The organism is Paenibacillus sp. sgz302190 (assembly GCF_059820445.1).
The window spans coordinates 14,743-34,943 of the sequence record NZ_JBZYAO010000007.1 but is presented as its reverse complement, the minus strand read 5'-3'; the positions used below and the strand labels follow the sequence as shown (position 1 = coordinate 34,943).

20 protein-coding genes and 1 riboswitch are annotated in these 20,201 nt (G+C 52.5%); of the genes, 7 read left to right on the top strand and 13 right to left on the bottom strand.

All coding sequences use genetic code 11. The features are described 5' to 3' along the window. Window positions 1-171 precede the first annotated feature (171 nt). The 3 genes from AC6RNO_RS10540 to AC6RNO_RS10530 are packed head-to-tail and all read right to left on the bottom strand — an operon-like array spanning window position 172 to window position 3,446. Window positions 172-1,422: a cation:proton antiporter domain-containing protein gene (locus tag AC6RNO_RS10540; RefSeq protein WP_497105407.1), complete on the bottom strand. Its 1,251-nt coding sequence runs from the start codon at window positions 1,420-1,422 to the stop codon at window positions 172-174. Next, window positions 1,422-2,084, bottom strand: a complete 663-nt coding sequence (locus AC6RNO_RS10535; protein ID WP_474680126.1) for a potassium channel family protein — start codon at window positions 2,082-2,084, stop codon at window positions 1,422-1,424. The genes AC6RNO_RS10540 and AC6RNO_RS10535 overlap by 1 nt, the downstream gene beginning before the upstream one ends. A gap of 12 nt (window positions 2,085-2,096) precedes the next feature. Further along, window positions 2,097-3,446 (bottom strand): TrkH family potassium uptake protein, encoded by a 1,350-nt coding sequence (locus AC6RNO_RS10530; RefSeq protein WP_497105406.1) that lies wholly within the window; start codon window positions 3,444-3,446, stop codon window positions 2,097-2,099. A 69-nt stretch (window positions 3,447-3,515) separates the two neighbouring features. Then, a riboswitch (cyclic di-AMP (ydaO/yuaA leader) is annotated at window positions 3,516-3,665 on the bottom strand. A gap of 238 nt (window positions 3,666-3,903) precedes the next feature. On the opposite strand from AC6RNO_RS10530, the gene AC6RNO_RS10525 reads away from it, so the two are divergent. Next, the gene (locus AC6RNO_RS10525) at window positions 3,904-5,499 is read left to right on the top strand and encodes a CPBP family glutamic-type intramembrane protease (RefSeq protein WP_497105405.1); all 1,596 of its coding nucleotides are present in this window, start codon (window positions 3,904-3,906) and stop codon (window positions 5,497-5,499) included. A gap of 981 nt (window positions 5,500-6,480) precedes the next feature. Here the strand turns inward: AC6RNO_RS10525 and uvrC are convergent. The 3 genes from uvrC to AC6RNO_RS10510 all read right to left on the bottom strand — a co-directional run bounded on the left by uvrC (window position 6,481) and on the right by AC6RNO_RS10510 (window position 9,787). Further along, window positions 6,481-8,739, bottom strand: a complete 2,259-nt coding sequence (gene uvrC / locus AC6RNO_RS10520) for an excinuclease ABC subunit UvrC (protein WP_497105404.1) — start codon at window positions 8,737-8,739, stop codon at window positions 6,481-6,483. Between the two features lie 206 nt (window positions 8,740-8,945). Further along, window positions 8,946-9,260, bottom strand: a complete 315-nt coding sequence (trxA, locus tag AC6RNO_RS10515; protein WP_474680122.1) for a thioredoxin — start codon at window positions 9,258-9,260, stop codon at window positions 8,946-8,948. Window positions 9,261-9,397: 137 nt separating this feature from the next. Further along, on the bottom strand, window positions 9,398-9,787 hold the full coding sequence (locus tag AC6RNO_RS10510; protein WP_474680121.1) for a MerR family transcriptional regulator: 390 nt from the start codon (window positions 9,785-9,787) through the stop codon (window positions 9,398-9,400). Window positions 9,788-9,988: 201 nt separating this feature from the next. Here AC6RNO_RS10510 and AC6RNO_RS10505 point away from each other — a divergent pair, with 201 nt between their 5' ends. After that, window positions 9,989-10,135 (top strand): YqzM family protein, encoded by a 147-nt coding sequence (locus tag AC6RNO_RS10505; RefSeq protein WP_474680120.1) that lies wholly within the window; start codon window positions 9,989-9,991, stop codon window positions 10,133-10,135. Between the two features lie 172 nt (window positions 10,136-10,307). Next, on the top strand, window positions 10,308-11,312 hold the full coding sequence (locus tag AC6RNO_RS10500; RefSeq protein WP_497105403.1) for a protoglobin domain-containing protein: 1,005 nt from the start codon (window positions 10,308-10,310) through the stop codon (window positions 11,310-11,312). Window positions 11,313-11,389: 77 nt separating this feature from the next. On the opposite strand, the gene dnaI is transcribed toward AC6RNO_RS10500, so the two are convergent. From dnaI to AC6RNO_RS10480, 4 genes are all read right to left on the bottom strand, one after another. After that, window positions 11,390-12,343 carry a primosomal protein DnaI gene (gene dnaI, locus AC6RNO_RS10495; protein ID WP_474680118.1) on the bottom strand — a complete coding sequence of 318 codons (954 nt, stop codon included), beginning with the start codon at window positions 12,341-12,343 and terminating at the stop codon, window positions 11,390-11,392. A gap of 31 nt (window positions 12,344-12,374) precedes the next feature. Continuing rightward, window positions 12,375-13,892, bottom strand: coding sequence for a replication initiation and membrane attachment family protein (locus tag AC6RNO_RS10490; RefSeq protein WP_488435199.1), 1,518 nt, complete (start codon window positions 13,890-13,892; stop codon window positions 12,375-12,377). A gap of 168 nt (window positions 13,893-14,060) precedes the next feature. Then, window positions 14,061-14,936, bottom strand: a complete 876-nt coding sequence (locus AC6RNO_RS10485) for an alpha/beta fold hydrolase (protein ID WP_488435200.1) — start codon at window positions 14,934-14,936, stop codon at window positions 14,061-14,063. 53 nt (window positions 14,937-14,989) lie between these two features. Next, entirely contained in the window at window positions 14,990-15,274 is a 285-nt protein-coding gene (locus AC6RNO_RS10480) for a YuiB family protein (RefSeq protein ID WP_474680115.1), read from the bottom strand. Window positions 15,275-15,440: 166 nt separating this feature from the next. On the opposite strand from AC6RNO_RS10480, the gene hemQ reads away from it, so the two are divergent. Beyond that, window positions 15,441-16,187, top strand: coding sequence for a hydrogen peroxide-dependent heme synthase (gene hemQ, locus AC6RNO_RS10475; protein WP_474680114.1), 747 nt, complete (start codon window positions 15,441-15,443; stop codon window positions 16,185-16,187). Window positions 16,188-16,267: 80 nt separating this feature from the next. On the opposite strand, the gene AC6RNO_RS10470 is transcribed toward hemQ, so the two are convergent. Continuing rightward, a complete protein-coding gene (locus tag AC6RNO_RS10470; RefSeq protein ID WP_474680113.1) occupies window positions 16,268-16,552 on the bottom strand; it encodes a hypothetical protein in 285 nt (94 codons plus the stop codon). 33 nt (window positions 16,553-16,585) lie between these two features. Beyond that, window positions 16,586-17,776 (bottom strand): NAD(P)/FAD-dependent oxidoreductase, encoded by a 1,191-nt coding sequence (locus AC6RNO_RS10465; RefSeq protein ID WP_474680112.1) that lies wholly within the window; start codon window positions 17,774-17,776, stop codon window positions 16,586-16,588. Between the two features lie 398 nt (window positions 17,777-18,174). Between AC6RNO_RS10465 and AC6RNO_RS10460 the strand changes: the two genes are divergently transcribed. Beyond that, window positions 18,175-19,176, top strand: coding sequence for an FAD-dependent oxidoreductase (locus AC6RNO_RS10460; RefSeq protein ID WP_497105402.1), 1,002 nt, complete (start codon window positions 18,175-18,177; stop codon window positions 19,174-19,176). Between the two features lie 62 nt (window positions 19,177-19,238). Next, the gene (locus AC6RNO_RS10455) at window positions 19,239-19,481 is read left to right on the top strand and encodes a hypothetical protein (RefSeq protein ID WP_488435202.1); all 243 of its coding nucleotides are present in this window, start codon (window positions 19,239-19,241) and stop codon (window positions 19,479-19,481) included. 24 nt (window positions 19,482-19,505) lie between these two features. On the opposite strand, the gene sda is transcribed toward AC6RNO_RS10455, so the two are convergent. After that, window positions 19,506-19,661, bottom strand: a complete 156-nt coding sequence (gene sda, locus AC6RNO_RS10450) for a sporulation histidine kinase inhibitor Sda (RefSeq protein WP_474680109.1) — start codon at window positions 19,659-19,661, stop codon at window positions 19,506-19,508. Window positions 19,662-20,009: 348 nt separating this feature from the next. On the opposite strand from sda, the gene AC6RNO_RS10445 reads away from it, so the two are divergent. After that, window positions 20,010-20,171 carry a mechanosensitive ion channel protein MscL gene (locus AC6RNO_RS10445; RefSeq protein ID WP_474680108.1) on the top strand — a complete coding sequence of 54 codons (162 nt, stop codon included), beginning with the start codon at window positions 20,010-20,012 and terminating at the stop codon, window positions 20,169-20,171. The last annotated feature ends 30 nt before the right edge of the window (window positions 20,172-20,201 follow it).

The following is a 20,201-nucleotide window of genomic DNA, read 5'->3' as shown; positions in this document are numbered from 1 at the left end:
TGTTAGGTCAGCCTACACTTGCAGTTAGATTTCGCAAAAACCTGTCGAAAAATAGCAGCTGCATTTTTAATATACTATAGAAAACCAGGAACCAACAAGCAAAATGTTAGTTTATTGTTAGAACACAAAAAACCGCCCCCTGTGCACATCGTGCATTCGGAGACGGCATACTCAATGTTCGGCTTCCGCAGCGCCGTTCGTTACCTCAAGGCCCAGCTTGCGCGCCGCGAAGGCAGTCGTGCTTGCCTGGACCAGAATCGTGATCAGCACGGCCATGAACGTTACGCTGGCGATCAGCTCGCTGTGCCTGATTCCCACGCCGGCGATCATGCCGGACAGCGCGGCCGGAATCACTCCCGTTTCCCGCACCCAGAACATGAACAAAATCTCGTTCCTCGTCCACTTCGCCCGGCGGTCCGGCAGCGCGCATGCCAGCACGGCAAACGGCCTCGCAATAAAAATAAACGCAAAAATAACCCCCAGGCTCGTCCATAAATGTTCGGCAATCAGCGCGAAGTTCACTTGGCTGCCGAGCAAAATAAAGATGAGCATGCGCATCATTAACGTTATATTTTCCGAAAAATGGCCCATTTCCTGCAGCTTGTCCTGCATGTCCAGCTTGAACGTCTCCACGTTCCCCCAAATAAGCCCGGCCGTAAACGTAGCCATAAATCCGCTGACGCCGAGGGCTTCGCCCGCCATATATGCTCCGAGAGCCGCAACGATCATCGCAATCGTCGCATATTGGCGCAGCAGCCCAAGCTTCAGATGCGCGGTCAAGTATGCAAGGGCCAAGCCGATCGCCGCGCCGACGAGAAGCCCTCCCGCCGCCGTTTTGACGAACGCCCAGATTCCCGAGCCAACCGAAACTTCCCGGGTGCCCAGGATGACCGCAATGAGCGAAAAGGTCAAAATCGATCCCGTCGCATCGTTAAAGGCCGATTCGCTTTCCACAGTTTCCCTGACTTTCGGGCGGATCTTCACCTGCTTGAACACGGGGATGAGCGTAGCCGGGTCCGTCGAACTGATGACCGCCCCGAGCAGCATCGCGTATATCCAGGGCAGGCCAAGCAGCAGGTGCGCCGCCACGGCCACTACCCCGCACGTAATCATAACGCCGGGGACGCTGAGCAGGCTGACGGTGATCCACACTTTGCGAAGGCCGGAGAGGCGGATGTTGCGCCCGCCGTCGAACAAAATGAGAGCGGAACCGATCGCAAGAATGAACTGGTTCGTAAATGAAGTGTTGGATTCCTGTATCCAGCCCAGGCCTTGCCCGACAATGATGCCCCCTACGAGAAAAAGCGCGACATCCGGCAGCTTCAACAGGTGTGCAGCTTTGCCCAGCAGCATGCCCAGACTGAAAATAATAAAGAGCAGCAAAATGACATGCTCAATCATGACGGCAGACGCATTTTCCATTATCCGATAACTTCGCTCTCAAATTCTTCGATTTGTTCATTCGTCCCGATGATCACCATAACATCCTTTTCATTGACAACGTCTGTCGCAAGCGGCGCGATGATCACACCGCTTTGCTTGTTGATGGCAACGACGCTGCATCCGTATTTGGCCCGGGGGTCCAGATCCTTGATCGTTTTGCCGCACAGGCGCTTGGGCACCGACAGCTCGACGATCGTGTAATCTTTGGACAACTCGATGTAATCCAGAAGGTTAGGCGATACGAGCTGGTGCGCCACGCGGATGCCCATATCCCGCTCCGGATAAATGACGCGGTCCACGCCGATTTTATTCAGCACTTTGCCGTGCAGCTCGGACAGCGCCTTGGCGACGACCATTTTGACACCCAAATCTTTCAGCACAATAGCGGTTAAAATGCTGGCCTGAATATCGTCGCCGATCGCGACGACCGCACAGTCAAAGTTGCGCACGCCGAGCGACTTCAGCACTTCCTCGTCCGTGGCATCCGCCACGACCGCATGCGTCAGCTCGGAGCTCATCTCGTCGACCGCTTCTTCGTCCTTGTCGATGCCGAGCACCTCATAGCCCAGCTTGATCAGCTCCTTCGACAAGCTGGATCCGAATCGGCCCAGACCGATTACCGCGTATTGATTTTTTTTCATCTCCAGTATCCCCTAACCAATCGTAATTTTACCCTCAGGGTATCTATATAATTCTTTTTCCTGTTTCGGCTGCAGCGCGTAAGCGAGCGTTATAGGACCGAGCCGGCCGGCGAACATCGTCAGGCTGAGCATAATTTTGCCGAAAACGGTCAGCGACGGCGTAAGCCCCATAGTCAAGCCGACAGTACCGAAGGCGGACGTCACTTCGAACAATATTTTCAAAAACTGCACGGACTCCGTCGTCGATAACAGCATGGACACGAATATGACGAGAAAGAGCGCGATCATCGTGAGCGTAATCGCTTTGAGAATGCGGTCCTTCGCCAGACGGAAACGGAAAATGACGATATCTTCCTTGCCTCGGATCATCGTGATGATGGCGGCAATGAGAATGGTGAACGTCGTCGTTTTGATCCCGCCCCCCGTCGAGCCGGGAGAAGCCCCAATAAACATGAGAATCACCATGAAAAATTGCGACGCCTGACGCATGGCGCCGATGTCCACCGTATTCGCGCCGGCCGTCCGGGGCGTGACGGATTGGAAAAACGAAGCCAACATTTTTCCGCCGAAATTCAGCGGTCCTAACGTCTTGGTGTTCGTGTATTCGAATATAAATATCACTAGCGCGCCGAAAACGATCAGAAATCCCGTCATGGCAAGCACGACTTTGGAATGCAGGGAAAGTTTCTTCGTTTTGTGATATTCCATCAAATCGGACAAGACGATGAAGCCGAGACCTCCGAGCACGATCAGCGCCATCGCGACGACGTTCACCGTGAAATCGTTGACGTATCCGGTCAGCGAGACGAAAGGAGCATCGGCGGTGCCGAACAGGTCGAATCCGGCATTGTTGAACATCGAAACCGCATGCCAGATGCCGAAGTACAGCGCCTTCGAAAATTCCATGTCGAACGACCAACGGATCGTGAACAAAATCGCCGCTATCGCTTCGATGCTTAATGAATAAATAAGTACTTTGCGGATCAGCCGCACAATCCCTTCCATACTGCCCTGGTTGAACGCCTCCTGTAGCAGCAATCTTTCCTTCAGCGTAATTTTTTTGCGCAGCACGAAGGCGAACAGCGTGGCCATCGTCATGAAGCCGAGACCGCCGATCTGGATCAGGCTGACGATGACGACTTGTCCGAACACGGTAAATGCCGACCCGGTATCGACCACGACGAGGCCGGTTACGCAGGTCGCCGATGTGGCCGTAAACAGCGCATCGATAAAAGGCAGCGACCGGCCGCTCGTCGAGGCAAAAGGAAGCGTCAGCAGCCCCGCTCCGATCAAAATAATGGCGGCGAATCCAAGGACCAGAATTTGCGGAGGCGTAAGCTGCCAAATGCTTATTTTTTTCATAAATCCCCCTGTTGTCATCAATTGAACACGCAAAAAAAGACACTGGAAATCCAATGCCTTATTCGGAAATGGTTCCTGACGTAAAGCCTACGAGGTTAGCTGACGGATTCGGGTGCGCGCAGTCACCCTATTTGTCCGGTTTTTTGACGCCGGAGACAAAATTCACCCCAAATTACATGGTTCCCCCGTTTTCAACAAGAAATTCGGCTTTTTATTCAATTGATATGAATTATATATCTGATTTATTGTTCCGCACAAAGTTGTTTTCAGCGGATTTGCGGGGGTTTTCGCAGCATTCCATCGTGTCTGGCAAGCAGGAGAGGGCGTTACGATTCGAAATCGCGAATTTGCCCCGGTTTACGTTTTATTTTGCATGAATTGGTTTTCCTTAACATCTGTGATACTTTTAATTTAGCGTATTTGCGAACCAACATTATCCAAGGAGATATTTTATCCCATGATGCGAATGAAATTGAACCGAACTTTGCTGATCCTCGCGTGCATCGGCGTGGCCTTGTATATGGGGGTCAATATGCTTGCGGGATATCAAACGGAAGAAGCGGCCCCGGCGGAAAGTCCGGCCGTTACGAAGCAGCAGGCGGCCGACGCGGCCGGGCAGTTTTTGCAAAGCCGCTACGGCATCGGCCAGCCGAGTACTTTCGTCGTATACCAGTCCGAAAAGTCGAGAAGCGGATACTTGCAGAAAGAACACCTTTTGCACGAGTATGAGCTGAAATACGGGGACCGCTTCCCGCTCGATTTCTATCAGGTCAGCGCCGTCGATCCCGGCAGCAAGCGCAAATTCGAAGTTGACGTCAACTACAAAAGCTTGCAAATCGTCGGCTGGCGCGAGACGCTCACCGGTACCGCCGCAGCGATCGGCAGGCAAAAAGCGGACCAGCTGGCCAAGGAGGAGATGAGCCGGCAGGGCTTTAATCCCGACGATTTCAGTCTTGTCGAGGAGCCGAAGAAAGCGGCCGGCGCGAACACGTACGTTTACGAAAAGAAAGCGGAAGCCATCGGCGGTTCCAAGCTGCGCTTGCGGATCGATTTTGACGATAACGCTTTGGTCGGCTATGCCGTGCAATTCAGCATCCCAGAGGACCATCAGGCATGGCTTGACTCGCAGGATCAATCCGCCTCGTTCATGACCTGGATCAGCATGGGCTTTACGTTCCTGATGTCCGTTGCGGCCATCGTATATGCCGTCAGGCACCGCAAGCAGATGGATTTTCGCAAGGGCCTGCTGCTCACTGTTATTTTTACGACGATTTACATCGCCAACAACATCAATATGTATCCGGCTTTCAAAACGATGTCCGGCGATATCGCAGACAACGGAACCGCCACATTGGCCGGCTCGCTGTTCATGAACGTCGTCACGCTGCTGCTCGGTCTATCGGTCTACATCTCGCTTGCTTCCGGCAGCCGGTGGTGGGAGTCGAACGGGTGGAAGCCTTGGCCGGCTTGGCGGGAATCGCGCTTCGGATCGGAAGTGTTTCACGGAATGGGCCGGGGCTACTTGCTCGCCCTGTTCATCCTTGGGGTCCAGCAAGTTCTGTTCTATGCGGGCGAGGTCCGCTTCGACGTATGGGCCGTGAACGATCCGGGGGATTCCGTATTGAATATGCTGGAGCCCAAATTGTTTCCGCTGATGGCGTGGGCCGCCGCAATATCGGAAGAAGCCGCTTACCGGCTGCTCGGCATCCTGCTGTTCAAAAAGCTGTTCCGCTCGAACTTCATCGCCGTTCTGCTGCCGAGCATCATTTGGGCCGCGAGCCATACGCAATACCCGATCTATCCGGTGTATACCCGCCTGATCGAGGTAACCGTCATCGGCATCATTCTCGGCTATGTGTTCCTGAAATACGGCTTCATCACCGCCGTATTCGCCCATGCTTGCATGGACAGCATCCTGATGGGCCTGTCGCTGTTCTCGCTGGACCAGGCGGGCGATGTTGCCGCAGGTATCTTCTACATCCTGCTGCCGGCCCTCGCCGCGCTGCTGCTGGCATGGTGGCACCGGCGGCGCCTCGCGCCAAGCCCGGGGTAGAGCCAGCGCATGGCTGGCGGTGCGCGGGGATAGCCCCCGTGCGGCGCTGAGAACCTGCGGACGCTCGCTGGGCTGCGCTCGTCGGGCTGCGCGCGGCGCACCTCCGAACGCCCACTAGAGTCTGCGCTCGTTAGGCAGCCCGTGGCGCTGATAACCTCCGAACGCTCGCTGGGCACTCGCGGTGCTGAGAGCCTTCGAACGCCCACTAGGGTCCGCGCTCGTTGGGCAGCCCGTGGTGCTGATAACCTCCGAACGCTCGCTGGGCACTCGCGGTGCTGAGAGCCTTCGAACGCCCACTAGGGTCTGCGCTCGTTGGGCAGTTCCCAGCGCTGATATCCTGCAATAATCAAATCGGAGATAAAGTGACAGGCTAGCGAAACCAGGGGACGCAGCCGCTCTACCCTAAGTCACGCCTCTCCTACACGGGATGGGGCGCATGGCAGCTTGACAGACAAAAACCTGCAAAAGTGCAGGTTTTTTCCTTAAAAATGGTTCATTTTCGCGAAAAGCCTGCAATTGTGCAGGAATTTTCGATGAAATTAGGTCTGAGCCCATGTTCGCGGCGAAAAGCCTGCACATTTGCAGGAATTTTTCGTGGACAGTGGATCAACCGCGCAAAAACTGTACTTTTGCAGGTTTTTTCGCGCAACTAGGCAAATGGTGCGACCGACTCTGGCGTGTGGGCTTCTCAGGAACCAGCAAATCTGCAGGTAGTTTCGTTCAAACCATCCTGGGCGAGAATTCCTGCACAATCGCAGCTTTTTCCGCCAAATGGACCGATTCCGTTGAAAAAACCTCCCACTTTACACGAAAATAGAACGCAGGAAACTTGGTACCGGCGTCCACAACGTTATAGGAGTTTGCGCAGGTTTTCGGCAGGCTCCGGAACAACACTTTTCCGCCGTCATGCAGCGCAGCCCCCGATAGGAGCTGCGCGAGGTGCACACCTTTCACGTAAACCGACAAAAAAGCGGGGCCCCCTTACTCCTGGGGAACCGCCGCCTCATTTTCGCCTTGCAAAGCTTTCATAATTTTATTTGCCAGCTTTTCACCGATACCCAGAGGCTTGAAGTCTTCGACTTTGGCCTCTTTTATTTTGCGTACCGAGCCAAAATGCTTGAGCAGCGCCTTCCGCCGCTTCTCGCCGATGCCCGGTATCGCGTCAAGCTGGGAGACGACCATCGACTTCGCCCTCGTCTCGCGGTGAAACGTGATCGCGAAGCGGTGCACTTCGTCCTGGATGCGCTGCAGCAAATAAAACTCCTGGCTGTCCCGCTGCAGAGGAATTACTTCCGCCGGGTCGCCCATCATCAGCTGCGCGGTTTTGTGCTTGGCGTCTTTCACCAGGCCGCAAATCGGGATGTACAGCCCCAATTCGTTCTCCAGCACATCGACCGCAGCGGAGATTTGCCCTTTGCCTCCGTCCACGACGATCAAATCGGGCATCGTCAAATTTTCCTTGAGCACCCGCTCGTAGCGGCGGCGGATCACCTCGCGCATCGTTTCGTAATCGTCCGGCCCCTGAACGGTTTTCACCTTGTATTTGCGGTACTCTTTGCGATCCGGCTTGCCGTTGATGAACACGACCATGGCCGAGACCGGATTCGTCCCTTGAATGTTCGAGTTATCGAACGCCTCGATGCGGTGAATCGCACCCGTTCCCAGCCATTCGCCCAGATTTTGCACCGCTTTGACGGAACGGCTTTCATCGCGCTCAAGCAGCCTGAACTTCTCTTCCAGCGCCATGCGGGCGTTATCCTTCGCCATATCGACCATCTGCTTTTTCAACCCGCGCTGCGGAAAATGAACCTTCACCTTCAGCCACGACTCCAGCGCTTCCCGCACGTCCTTCTCCTCGGCTTCAGCCTGGGCAGCGCCACCACCAGCTTCCGCAACTCCTTCTGCCTGTATAGCGTTCCCGGCTTCTGCTACAGCTTCAGCCTGCGCGGTACCCCCAACTTCCCCAGCTCCTTCGGCCTGTATAGTGCCCGCAGACTCCGCTACGGCTTCAGCCTGTGCAGTGCCATCAGTTTCCGAAACTCCTTCCGCCTGCATAACACTCCTAGCCTCCGCTACGACTTCGGCCCGTACAGTACCACTTGCTTCCGTTACAGCTTCGGCCTGTGCGGCACCCCCAACTTCCCCAGCTCCCTCGACCTGGATAGTGTTTGCAGCTTCAGCAGCTCCTTCCACCCGTATAGCGCTCCCGGTTTCCGCTACGCCTCCGGCCTGCGAGGCAGCCGCTGCCCCAGGCTGCGCCGACGCCCCCGCTTCCGGCACGCCGGGCAGGAAAATCTCCTTCGGCAGCGCCGGATTGTCGCTGTACACCTGTGTCACATAGGTGATGAAGTCGCCGTACTCGTCACCATAGTAAGGGAACAGCGAAACGTGGCGCTCGATCATCTTGCCCTGGCGCATGTACTGGATATGTACAGCCATCCAGCCTTTGTCCACGGCATAGCCGAAAATGTCGCGGTCGACCGCATCATTCGTCGTGATCTTCTGCTTCTCCATGACCGCGTCGATGTTCAAAATATGATCGCGCAGCTCCTTCGCGCGCTCAAAGTTCAATTCCTCCGCTGCGGCGTGCATTTTGGCCGTCAGCTCTTCCTTGATCTCCACGTGTCCTCCGTTGAGGAAACGAGTGATCTCCTGCACCATCCGCTCGTTCGTCTCCGCGGATACTTCATATTCGCAAGGCGCCAGACACTGCCCGATATGATAGTATAGGCATACTTTATCGGGCAGGGTCCTGCACTTGCGCAGCGGATACAGCCGGTCCAGCAGCTTCTTCGTCTGCTGGGCGGCAAAAGCGTTCGGATAAGGGCCGAAGTATTTGCCCTTATCTTTAATCACCCGCCGCGTGACCTCCAGACGCGGCTGCTGTTCGTGCGTGATTTTGATATACGGGAACGTCTTGTCGTCCTTCAAAAGCACGTTGTAGCGCGGATGGTGCTGCTTGATCAGGTTGCATTCGAGAATCAACGCTTCCATATTGCTTGACGTAACAATATATTCAAAATCGCGAATCTCGCTGACCAGCCGCTGCGTCTTGGCGCCGTGGCTGCCTGTAAAATAGGAGCGCACGCGATTTTTCAAAACTTTGGCTTTGCCTACGTAAATGATCGTTCCTTCGCGGTTTTTCATCAAATAACAGCCGGGTTTGTCCGGCAGCAGCGCCAGCTTGTTACGGATCGCTTCCTGGCTTTGTTCCCGGGCTTCCCGGTCCTCGTATTCCATTGCAGACAGTTCCCCCTTCTTACGATCTCCCCAAAATGCCCATCGCCCAGCGGCAGCAGGTACTTCCCTGCCCGTCGCCCCGACGGCGGCGGAACTCCCTACTCGCCGCTCATTCGGCCGGACCGGGCCGTGCTCATGCAAAAAAGCTCTTTCTCAGCATAGCAGAAAAAGAGCTTTTTCTCACGAATTTTGTGCGGCGGAGCCTATTATTGATGACGGCTTACTACGTTTTTCAGCGCGTCTTTGGATTGGAAGCCCACGACTTTGTCGACCGGCTGGCCGTCTTTGAATACGATCAGCGTCGGAATGCTCATCACGCCGAAGCGCGCAGCGGATTCCGGATTGTCGTCGACGTTTACTTTGGCGATTTTCAAAGATTCAACCTCTTTATCGAGTTCTTCCAGGACAGGCGCGATCATTTTGCAAGGCCCGCACCAAGGTGCCCAAAAGTCTACAAGGACAGTTCCTTCGCTTTCAACTTCAGCTTTAAAGCTTTGGTCGGATACATTCACAATTGCCATGTTAAATCCTCCTTCATGAAAATGAATTTATAGCATCAAGTAGGTTTCTACTGAGCGTCAACATGTAAAGTATACCACAGTGCCCGGCCATTTCAACCGAACCCGCTATAGCGCAAATCGACATCCGGCATGACCGGTCAAGTCGTCGCCGCCTTTTCACGTTCCTGCTTCTGCCGCTCCAAGTATGCGATCCGATCCTTCAGATTTGCCTGCAGCAGCATCAGCATTTCCATCTGCCCTTCAATTTCTCTGAGCTTATCCGTATAAAGCGGCAGCAGATCGTCGCAATGCGACTCCGGGTGCTTCATAACGCAGTTCAGAAAACTTTCGATTTGCTCGGTGGAAAAGCCCAGGCTCAAATAAAACTGAATGGTCTTGACGCGCTCTACAGCCATTTGATTGAACACCCGGTACCCGTTCTCTTCGCGTTCCGTAGCGATCAAACCCTTTTGCTCGTAGTAACGCAAGGAGCGTATGCTGGCACCGGTAAGCTTGGAAAGCTCGCTGATCCGCATGGCGTTCACCACATTTCTTTTCCTTCTTGATCAAGTAAGGTTAAACTTATTGTAAACCATAACACTAATGTTATAGTCAAGCATTTTTTTCTTATTTTCAAAAAAAACGGACAGTTTCCACTTTTATCATGACGAAATGCTTTACAACTTTCTAAAAGTTTGGGTATACTAGGCTTACAATCATGCTAATGATGGACGGCAGGGGGTACGAATATGAGCGATCCTAAACATCCTGAGCTTCACGTCTACGAAGAACCGCGCAACGACTTTATGGACGTTGGCATGGGCTTCGGCGTTTTCTTTGGAGTTCTGCTCTTGGTGGCGGTTATTGCAACGATCATCCAAGTTGCGCGAGTCTAAGAATCTGTCCGACGAACTCAGTAGAAGGTATAGGCAGTTTCGGACAGACTTCTAGATTAGTACGATCGGAACAACAGAACCGTTTCCCGGCCTCTGGCGAAGCGGTTCTGTTTTCTTATTCGCAGGAAGCGCCTTATCTGCCGTTCTGCATGCAAAGGAGCTAAGAGAACAGATGATTCGAGTTAATCAAGCGCGGCAGCAAATGCTGGACTTTATCGGTTTAACAGAGGAAGATCTAGCCCTGCTCAAAAGCAACGAGAACGCTTTCAAACAAGTCGTGGATGAACTGGTCGATCAATTATATGAAGATATTATCAAATGGCCGGAGTTGAAAGCGCTTATCGAAAAGCACAGCACCATCGAGCGCCTGAAGGAAACCCAGCGCTGGTACTTTATGTCCATGGCGGCCGGCACGATCGACGATTCGTTTATCGAAAAGCGGCTGCACATCGGGAAAGTGCATTCGCGCATCGGGCTGACTTCCGCCTGGTATTTGGGCACTTATCTCAAATATACGAACCTGGCTTCCCGGCACTTTGCCGCCGTTCTGCCGGACAATTGGACCCATGTCATCAACTCGCTGAGCAAAATGTTCAACCTCGATTCCCAATTGGTGCTCGAAGCCTATGAACAGGACGAAAAAGCGAAGGTGCAAAATCTCGCCGACGAGCAAAAACTGATGCTGACGACGATCAGCAGAGCCGTGCAGGATCTTGCCTCCATGATGGTCCAGTTGAACGGCAGCAGCCAATCCGTCGCCGATACCGCGATCCAGACGGCCGAATCGCAGGAGCTGTCCAATCAGCGCATCGACGAGCTGCACTTCGAGATCAAAGATATCGAGAAAATGGGCTCGGTCATGAAAGAAATCTCCGATCAGACGCACCTGCTCGGCCTGAATGCGGCCATCGAAGCCGCGCGGTCCGGCGAGCACGGACGGGGCTTCGAAGTCGTCGCCAACGAAGTGCGCAAGCTGGCTTCCCACTCCAGGGAATCGCTCAATTTGATCCAGAGCAAGCTGAAACAAATCTCCGATAAGCTGGAGATGGTCAAGCAAGGCTCCGAAGAAACGACGCTGTACGCCCGGACGCAAGCGGCCAGCGCCGAAGAGCTGACCTCATTTGTGCAAATGATCGAAAATGTCACCGAAGAGCTGGAACAGCTGAAAAAGGACTAATCTCTTACATAGCGAAAAAGGCTGGAACCGCCGACATCCAATGCGTCGTCGGCGTTCCGGCCTTTTTATTGTCCGCGCTAAGCGTAGCCCCGCTTGTTCGCGCCGTTGACGGCGACGACATCGACGAAAGGCCGGATCCGGTCCATGATCCGCTGCCCTTTGTACTCCTCGTCACCGTCCTTGTTGGTGAAGCTGAAATGCTTCTCCAGCCCGGACAGCTCGTAATTCGAGGTGAAGAAAGTCGGCTTGCGGTTCATCCGGTAATTGAGGATCGCGCCGATAACATGGTCTCTGAGCCACGGATTCAGGTTCTCCGCCCCGATATCGTCGAATACGAGCAGATCCGTCTCCTTGAGCAGATCGATCGTCTCCTTGAGCTTGTAGGGCTCCTGGAACATGCCCTTCAAATCTTCCGCGAAGTCCGGCATGTAGACGATAGCGCCGGTCATCCCCACTTTAGCCAATTGGTACAGCATGTAGCACATCAGAAACGTCTTTCCCGTGCCGAACGGGCCGGACAAGAACAGTCCTTTCTTTTGCAAGCCGTCTTCTATAGTCCGTTCCACATAGTTGTTGATTTGAATGACCGCTTTCGCGCGATCCAGATCTGTCCGAAGGATATCCTCAAACGAATAGCTCTGGCTGAGAATGCCGGGATCGACATGAAACGTCCGGATTCGGCTTCCGATCGCATCCTGCAGCTGCTTGGCGGTGAATTTTTTGCAAGCGACCTTCTCCTCATGAATAAAAGGGGTTCCATTTGCCAATTCCGCCGTCAGCATCGTATAATGGCCGGTCATATCGTTAGGGCAGCGATCCAGACCAGGGCAGTTCGAGCAAACTTTGTACTCCGTCACATACTGGTAAAGCTTATTCATATTGAGTTTAATCGCATGATCATCGAGAAACGGATATTTTTGGCGGAACTTGCCGATCAGAGCATCCTGCATAGCGGCTTGAATTTTTGCTTCCGCATTCCTTCTCCATTCCGAATCGGGCAGCGATTTAAGTATTTTAGACAGGGATTCCATTCAGGCAACACCCCCCTTTAGCGTATTCGTGCTAACTTTTGCGGTTGAAGCGCTCGTCCAGCTTCTGCGCCTTTCTGAGCGCAGCTTCCAGCTCCTCTTCCGTAAGTCTGGAAGACGCGGCGGAATCGGCATCCTGCACCGCAATCGGAATGCGCGGCTTCTGCTGCTTGCCCTGCCGGCCTCTTGTCGCAGAGCCGCCGCCCGCCTTGGCCGCCTCCACCTTTGAAGCCGCTTTTTGCTTGAAGCGGATTTTTTCCCGCACATACTCGACCGCCTGCTCGTACGTCGCGATTTGCTTGCCCAGCATATCCGACGCGACCGCTTCGATCGACGATCTGGCCCAGGAGCGCCGGTCGATGTGCAGGAAGTGGATGAGCACGTTGATGACTTCCTCTTTCAGCTTGTAGTTCAAGTCAATTTTCTCAAAAATGTTCAACACGCCGTCCGGAATCGAACCTTGCGTAAAAAACATGCGCAGAACAGCCATATAAGGCTCATTCCGCAAAATATAGTTGTACTGGTGATCGGTGCACTCGCCGCGAAGCATCTGCGGCACCTCCAGGTAATACTGCATCTCGACCGGTCTGTCTTCGGCCCTTTCCTCGGCCTGCTCTTCGCCGGATCTTCCCTCCGCAGGCCGGGCCAGCGCGCGCTCCCGCTCCTCGCCGCGCTTCTTGCTTTGCCGGTAGAACAAATTCGCGTTGTACTGCAGCCTGTCCATCTCCAGTTCGCCTTCTTCGGTGAACATGCCGTCTTCATCCAGCAGCCGGCACGTCTCCTGCAGCGACAGATTATACTTTTTCGCTACGATGTTAATAGCCGCCATCTGATCGGGCTTATGCTTCAGCGCTTCGACAAATACCCGGTTGCTGGCGCCGCGTGGAAAGCGCATGATGATGTCGGCGTACTGGAAGCCCTTGGTCGTCACGTCGATTCCCGCCTCGCCGCCGTGCTTCGACGCCGAAGCTTCGTACAGCGCCTGCTCCAGCTCGTAGTCGATCACCTGCGTGTTCAGGCGGAACAGGTCGTAGAACGGCACGGACAAGTTCTCGCCCCTGGCGTCCAGGCATTCCTCCGGCTCCGGGGCAAGCAGCTCTTCCCGAAGGGAAAGCAGCATATATTTGCCCACTTTATCGCGCAGCAGCAGCGTTAAATGCTGATTGCGAAAAAACTCGTTCGGCCCCAAAGGAGCAAACAGGGTGTATTCAAACACGTAGTCCTCGTCCCCCGGCAAAAACTTGCGTGTCGTTTGCAGCAGCCCGATCGCCTCGAGCTTCGACGACTGCTCGATCAAATATTTGCGGCCGCGCTCGCCCTGCTCAAGCTCCAACAGCAGAAACAGCTTCCGCTGCTGCTCCAGCGGCGAATAGCCGGCCCGATCCGCGCCGATCTGCTGATAAAGCGCGTGGTACAGGCTTACGGCGTACCCGCCTATCATCGGCTGGTACATCATCGTAAGCATTTTATAATCCAGGCTGCTCAAAGAAAAATCACGGTTGACGTAAAACCGGTGATTTTCCGTAAAATGCAGCATATTCGTCATTTGCATTGCGCAATCGCTCCATCCTGCCTTCGGCCGAATCTATCTGTCAGCCTTTCAGCCATACTCTATCAGTCTACCACAAAAAACGACACGCTTGGAGTGGATGAGCCGAAGGATTTTTACCCAAAAAAATAAAGCCCCCTCCCCGGAGGCCGGCTTCATTCGCGCGGGCCGTCAGCTTAACGGCAGCCCGCTTTCGTTGTCATCATGCCCGTACATGGCCGGGTTGAGCTTTTTGGCGATTTCCAGGTCCAGCTTCCCGCGCTCCGTCTCGCGGTCCTCCAGGCTCTCAATCCACAGCCGGATCAAATCGTTCATTCGCGGAGCGTTTTTGAGCGGAATTTGATGCTTCGCGCCCTTAATAAAATAAAGCGAGCTGTTCCGCAGCTTGTCTTGCAGCATATACGAATACTTGTTGAAGCGAATATCGTTTTGCCCGAAGATGAGAAGCATCGGATGCGAAATGGACGCCAGCCGGTGCGTGCAGTTATAGGTTAAGGACAGCTCAAAATATTGCTTGATCTGGTTCGGATTGCCGCGAAGTGAAGTTTGAAACAATGTCCGAAAAGTTTCATCCTTATCGGCGTTGCCCGCTGTAATGACTCTGGACAGCAGCTTGTGGAGAACTCCGCGGTCAGCCATCTGGACAGCCGTCCAAATCGAGCTTTTGTTAAAAGCATCGCTGATCTCGGACATGCCGCTGACGACGATGCCGCCCAAAAATCGCTTCGGATACGCAAGCAGCGCTTCCAGTACGATAGAACCGCCGGTGGAATAGCCGCATATATAAGCCTTGTCGATGCCCAAAAAGTCAAGCAGGTGCCGGATATCCTGGGCGATGAGCGAATAGGTGAGCAACCTTTCCGACGGCCTGCTCTCCCCATGCCCCCGAATATCGAAAGTAATCACCCGAAACCGGTCCGAAAGCTGCTCTTTCTGATAATTGAACGTTTCAAGCGTCAGCAGCGGAGGGTGGATGAAGACGACAGGCGTCCCGTTCCCGGTCGTTTCAAAATGCAGGACGGTTCCGTTAATATGAGCGAAAGGCAAAGTTCTCTCCTCCGAATGGTCAAGTTCGACTACTTCACCATAGAGTGCCCATTTTAAAACATTTTAAATCCTCGGATGCGCAGCGCCTTGATGGCCGAACCGCTCAATACCGCCCCGACAAGGCCGCCGACAGCCGGCACGGAATCCACGACCGTAAACCCCGTATTGTCGGACAAAAACGAAGCTGTACCCATCGTACCGTAAACGATGACCCCGATGATCAGGGCTATGTAAGCGTAAAGCGGAAACCATGTTGTTTTCATCAGCATATTCAAAATAAAGCCAAGTCCGAAAAACAGCACGAGCATCAGGACTGCGGCTACGATCATTTGCAGCAACGAAATCTACCCCCTTTTTCCTTTATATTTTAATCTACGGACAAGCGCAGGTAAAGTGCATGCGGATACAATTTTTCCATCGTCACCCTTTGTTCATTTGCCCTTTCTCCAAGGATTGGATACAATGTAGGGGACAAAAAGCCGTGATCGAGGAGGTTCATTACTCATGAGTGAAGCTGTACAAACGCTTGAAGGCTGGTATGCGCTGCATGATTTCCGTCTGATCGACTGGAACGCATGGAAAGCCGCTTCTTCGGAAGAGCGCAAGTTCGCTGCGGACGAGCTGAATTCGTTTCTGTCCAAATGGCAGCAGGTAGAAAATGACAAATTAGGCAGCACTGCCGTATATAGCATCGTCGGGCAAAAAGCCGATTTCGTCTTTATGCAGCTGCGTGAAACGTTGGAAGAACTGAACGAACTGGAAAATGAGTTTAACAAATCGGCTTTTGCCGCGTTCACGATTCCCGTTTATTCCTACGTATCGATTGTGGAATTAAGCAGCTACCTGGCCAAACCGGGCGTCGATCCGCTGGAAGATCCGGAGCTGGCCGCCAGATTGAAGCCGACACTGCCCAAAGCGAAGCATATTTGCTTCTATCCGATGAACAAGCGCCGCGACGGCGGCGACAACTGGTACATGCTCAGCGCCGACGAGCGCAGAACGATGATGCGCTCCCACGGCATGATCGGCCGCACATACGCCGGTAAAGTGAAGCAAATCATCACAGGCTCCGTAGGCCTCGACGATTGGGAATGGGGCGTTACGCTGTTCGCCGACGATGCGCTGCAATTCAAGAAGCTTGTCTATGAAATGCGCTTTGACGAAGTCAGCGCCCGCTACGGCGAATTTGGCGAATTCTACGTCGGCAACCTGCTTACACCCGACAAATTTGCCGAACTCATTCGTCTGTAAACCGGAGCTCCGCTCCCGAACGCGCCAAAAAAGGAAGCACGCTTTTTACAAGCGAAGCTTCCTTTTTCTTATTTTGACGCCTAGTTCTCATCCTCTTCATCGTCCCGAAGGGCGGCTGCGAGCTCGGCTTCCATCTGCGCTTTGCGGGCCAAATATGCCTCAGTGTCGCGGTCGCGCTGACGGCTCTTTTCCTTCAGCCGCTCGATCGCCGGAAGAATGAGGATATCGATTTCCTTTTGAATCGTGGCTACAAGGTCGTAGCGCTTCTCCGACTCCAAATGACGGCCTACATCCATCAAAGCGTTGTAACGGTCCAATTCATCCCGGGTTAGAAGACCTCTTACTTGGACACTGCAGTGCCGCACGGCTATCCCCCCAGATTCGCCAAACTTGTTATTTTAGAATCGGCCCTTGCGAATAACGAGCGGGATGCCGCCGATAATATACAGGTAACGGATATCGACTATCTTTTTCATAATCGCCGCCATGTTGCCTTTGAGCTTGCGGGAACCGACGATTCCGATGGCTTGTCCTCTGCCCAGGGAGGCTACGGTGCCTTTGTTCGAGAATTTGAAAGTTTTCATTTGCGAGCCGCGGATCGAAGCGATCAGGTTGTGCGCAACAGCTTCGCCCTGCTGCATCGCGATTTGCGCCGTAGGCGGGAACGGTCTGCCTTCGTCATTCATGACGATCGAGCAGTCCCCGACGACATAAATGTTCTCAAACTGCGGAGAACGCAAGTACTCGTCCACTTTGATTCTGCCGCGCATCGTCTCGAATCCGGCTTCGTCGAGCATATGGTTGCCGCGGATACCGCCGGTCCATACGACAGTGGCGGACTTGATGAACTCGTCGCCGGCAATAAGAACGCCCTCAGGCGTACATTCTTTGATTGCCGTGCCGATTTTGAACACGACGCCCTTGTTTTCCAAAACTTTCATGCCGTATTCGACCAACTCGGGGTCAAAGCCCGGCAGCGCGGTCGGCGCGGCTTCAATATTGTATATTTTCACAAGCGCCGGATCTACGTCGAACTCTTTGCAAAGTTCCGGTACGCGGTCGGCCAGCTCGCCAATGAACTCGATGCCCGTAAAACCCGCGCCGCCGACTACGAAAGTCAAATAATCTTTGCGGTCAGGCTCGCGCTTGTATTTGGCAAACTGATATTCGATATGTTCGCGGATAAACCGGACGCTGTTGATGCTGCGGATGTTCATCGCATAATCTTTTAACCCCGGAATGCCGAAAGTTTCAGGTTCGCCGCCGAGACCAACTACCAAGTAATCGTAAGAGAGGGTTCCGTCTTCAAGGATGACTTTCTTTTCATGCGGACGAATTTGGGTCACTGTGGACTTCACGAAATCCACTTTAAATTCATCGATGAGCTTCAAAATGTTCACGCGTGCATTTTCAGGATTGTCAGTCCCTGCAGCGGGCATATGAAGGTGGGTAGTAATATAATGATAATCATGCTTATTGACTAATGTCACGTCAGCTTCGTTATAGTTCAATTCCTTTTGCAAACGAATAGCCGTCAAAATACCGCCATAACCTGCTCCTAAAATAACGATTCTTGGTATGCGACTCATGTTTCTCTCACTTCCATGTCCGATTTTGTTAAAGGTTTTCTCTATATTGTGAAATATTACACAAATGGCTTCAAATGTAGTATACAACCTATAGTTTGCACTTCTTCACAGCTAAATATGATGAAACAGCCATGAGATTGATCACAACATGCATAAACCCATTCTCAGGTAATGATATAATAGTTCGCGGTCAAATATCAAGCCTTATTTTACCCGAAAATAGGGCATATAGGCGAATAATGCTTGTCTTGACAATGTAAGTAGAATTTATCATATACATAAGCGTTTTACATAAAGAAATCACAATTTTCTGGTTCCTTCTATAGTGGAGATGTCTATAATAAACTAACATTGTGCAGAAACCGCATCTAAAGGAATGTAATCGGAGGGTGGAACACATGACTGAGAGAGAAACGAACCAAGATTTGGTCGACATTATTGTCATAGGCGGAGGGCCTGCCGGCATGTTCGCTTCATTTTATGCGGGGATGCGCCAGGCATCCGTAAGAGTTATCGAAAGCATGCCGCAGCTCGGCGGGCAGCTTGCCGCTCTTTACCCGGAAAAATACATCTACGATGTCGCCGGGTTCCCGAAAGTAACCGCCCAAGAGCTGGTGAACAATCTCCAGGCGCAAATGAAGCATTTCCCGATCGATGTCCGGCTCGAAGAGAAAGTGCATCAAGTGAGCAAAAAGGAGGAGCGTCTTTTCGAAGTTTGTACCGATAAAGGCGTGCATTACAGCCGCGCTATCATTCTTACCGGCGGCGTCGGCGCATTCGAGCCTCGCCGTCTCGAGCTTCCCGAAGCTCCTCAATACGAAAAGAAAAACCTGCATTACTTCGTCAGTGACTTGAACAAATTCGCCGGCCAAAAAGTGTTGATCAGCGGCGGCGGTGATTCGGCCGTTGACTGGGCGCTGATGCTTGAGCCGATCGCCGAAAAAGTAACGCTGATCCACCGCAGAGACAATTTCCGTGCGCATGAGCACAGCGTTGAAAACTTGATGAAATCCAAAGTAAACATTGTTACGCCTGCGGAAATCACCAAACTTCACGGCAGCGGCGCCATCGAACAGGTTACTTTGAAAAATATCAAATCCGGTGAAGAAACCGTCGTCGACGCGAACGCCGTTATCGTTAACTTCGGATTCGTATCCTCGCTGGGTCCGATCGCCGAGTGGGGACTTAACATCGACGGCGGCTCAATCGTCGTTGATTCCAGAATGGAAACGAACATACCCGGCATTTTCGCAGCGGGAGACATCACTACTTATCCGGGCAAGCTGAAATTGATCGCTGTCGGCTTCGGCGAAGCGCCTACGGCTATCAACAACGCCAAAGTATACATCGATCCGACAGCCAAACTGTCACCGGGCCACAGCAGCAGCTTGAAATTTTAATCGTTAATATTTATAAAACGGGGTATTCTATGCCTAATCACCTGATTAGGAGGAATACCCCGTTGTCATATGTATGCCCGATTTGCAACGGTATGCAGGCGCTGAGCGCCGAGTGCCCCGAATGCCGCAGCCAGGTTCAGGATTACGGAAGATGGCTCGATTATTTGGGTCCTTATTCTCCGTACCGCGAAATCGACGATCTGTCGATGACGGACGGTTTTAGCGGTACAGGTGAAGAGGGATGCGTTCATCTGGTCAACTGCCCCGAATGCGGCCGCAGCTTTACTGTGGAAATCCATGCATAGAACGCAGCCCGAAAAAAAAGAAGCTCAGTTCAGCGGAGCCTCATCCTTCAAGTATATATCCAGCTTCAAGTTGCGCCTCTTGATTTCCGCAAAGAGCAAGTCTACGAAATCCGCTTCCAATTTTAAATCCAGTGCCTTGTAGTAAGAGTCGATCAACGTTTCATCACTAATTAATCTCACCGCAATCACCTTTATTCCTAGAATTTGTAATTATATTATCATGGGCTTAACATTAGAACAAGCGTTCCGTTATCCACAGAAGATTGTGAATAACCTGTGGGTAACATGTTGATAGGTGTCATAAACTGTCTGCTGGCAAAGGGGATAATGTGAATAAAGTTATTCACAGCCGGTGGATTCGCTCATCCGATAAAAAAAAATGATCAGTTCTACAGGAACCAATCAACATAGAATTAACAAAACCGTAATCTTGTTCACAAATTTGAAAAATTAATTTAATCGTCATTTAATATTGTCCGCATACAATAAGTCCATAAGGTAATTTTCCAGGAAAGGAGTGAATGAGCAATGATCGTGTACGATATCGTACTGAATGGGGAAATCAAGGAAACTATCAAACCTCGCAAAAGCCGTCTGAAAGAAATTTACGCATACATGCTGGAGCAAAGCAAACTGATGAGAGCCAAATACGGCGAAAACGTAAAAATTAAAGGCCGCATGGTGTATTAGGGAAATGCAGTTCCCCTGGCACTACGGCCT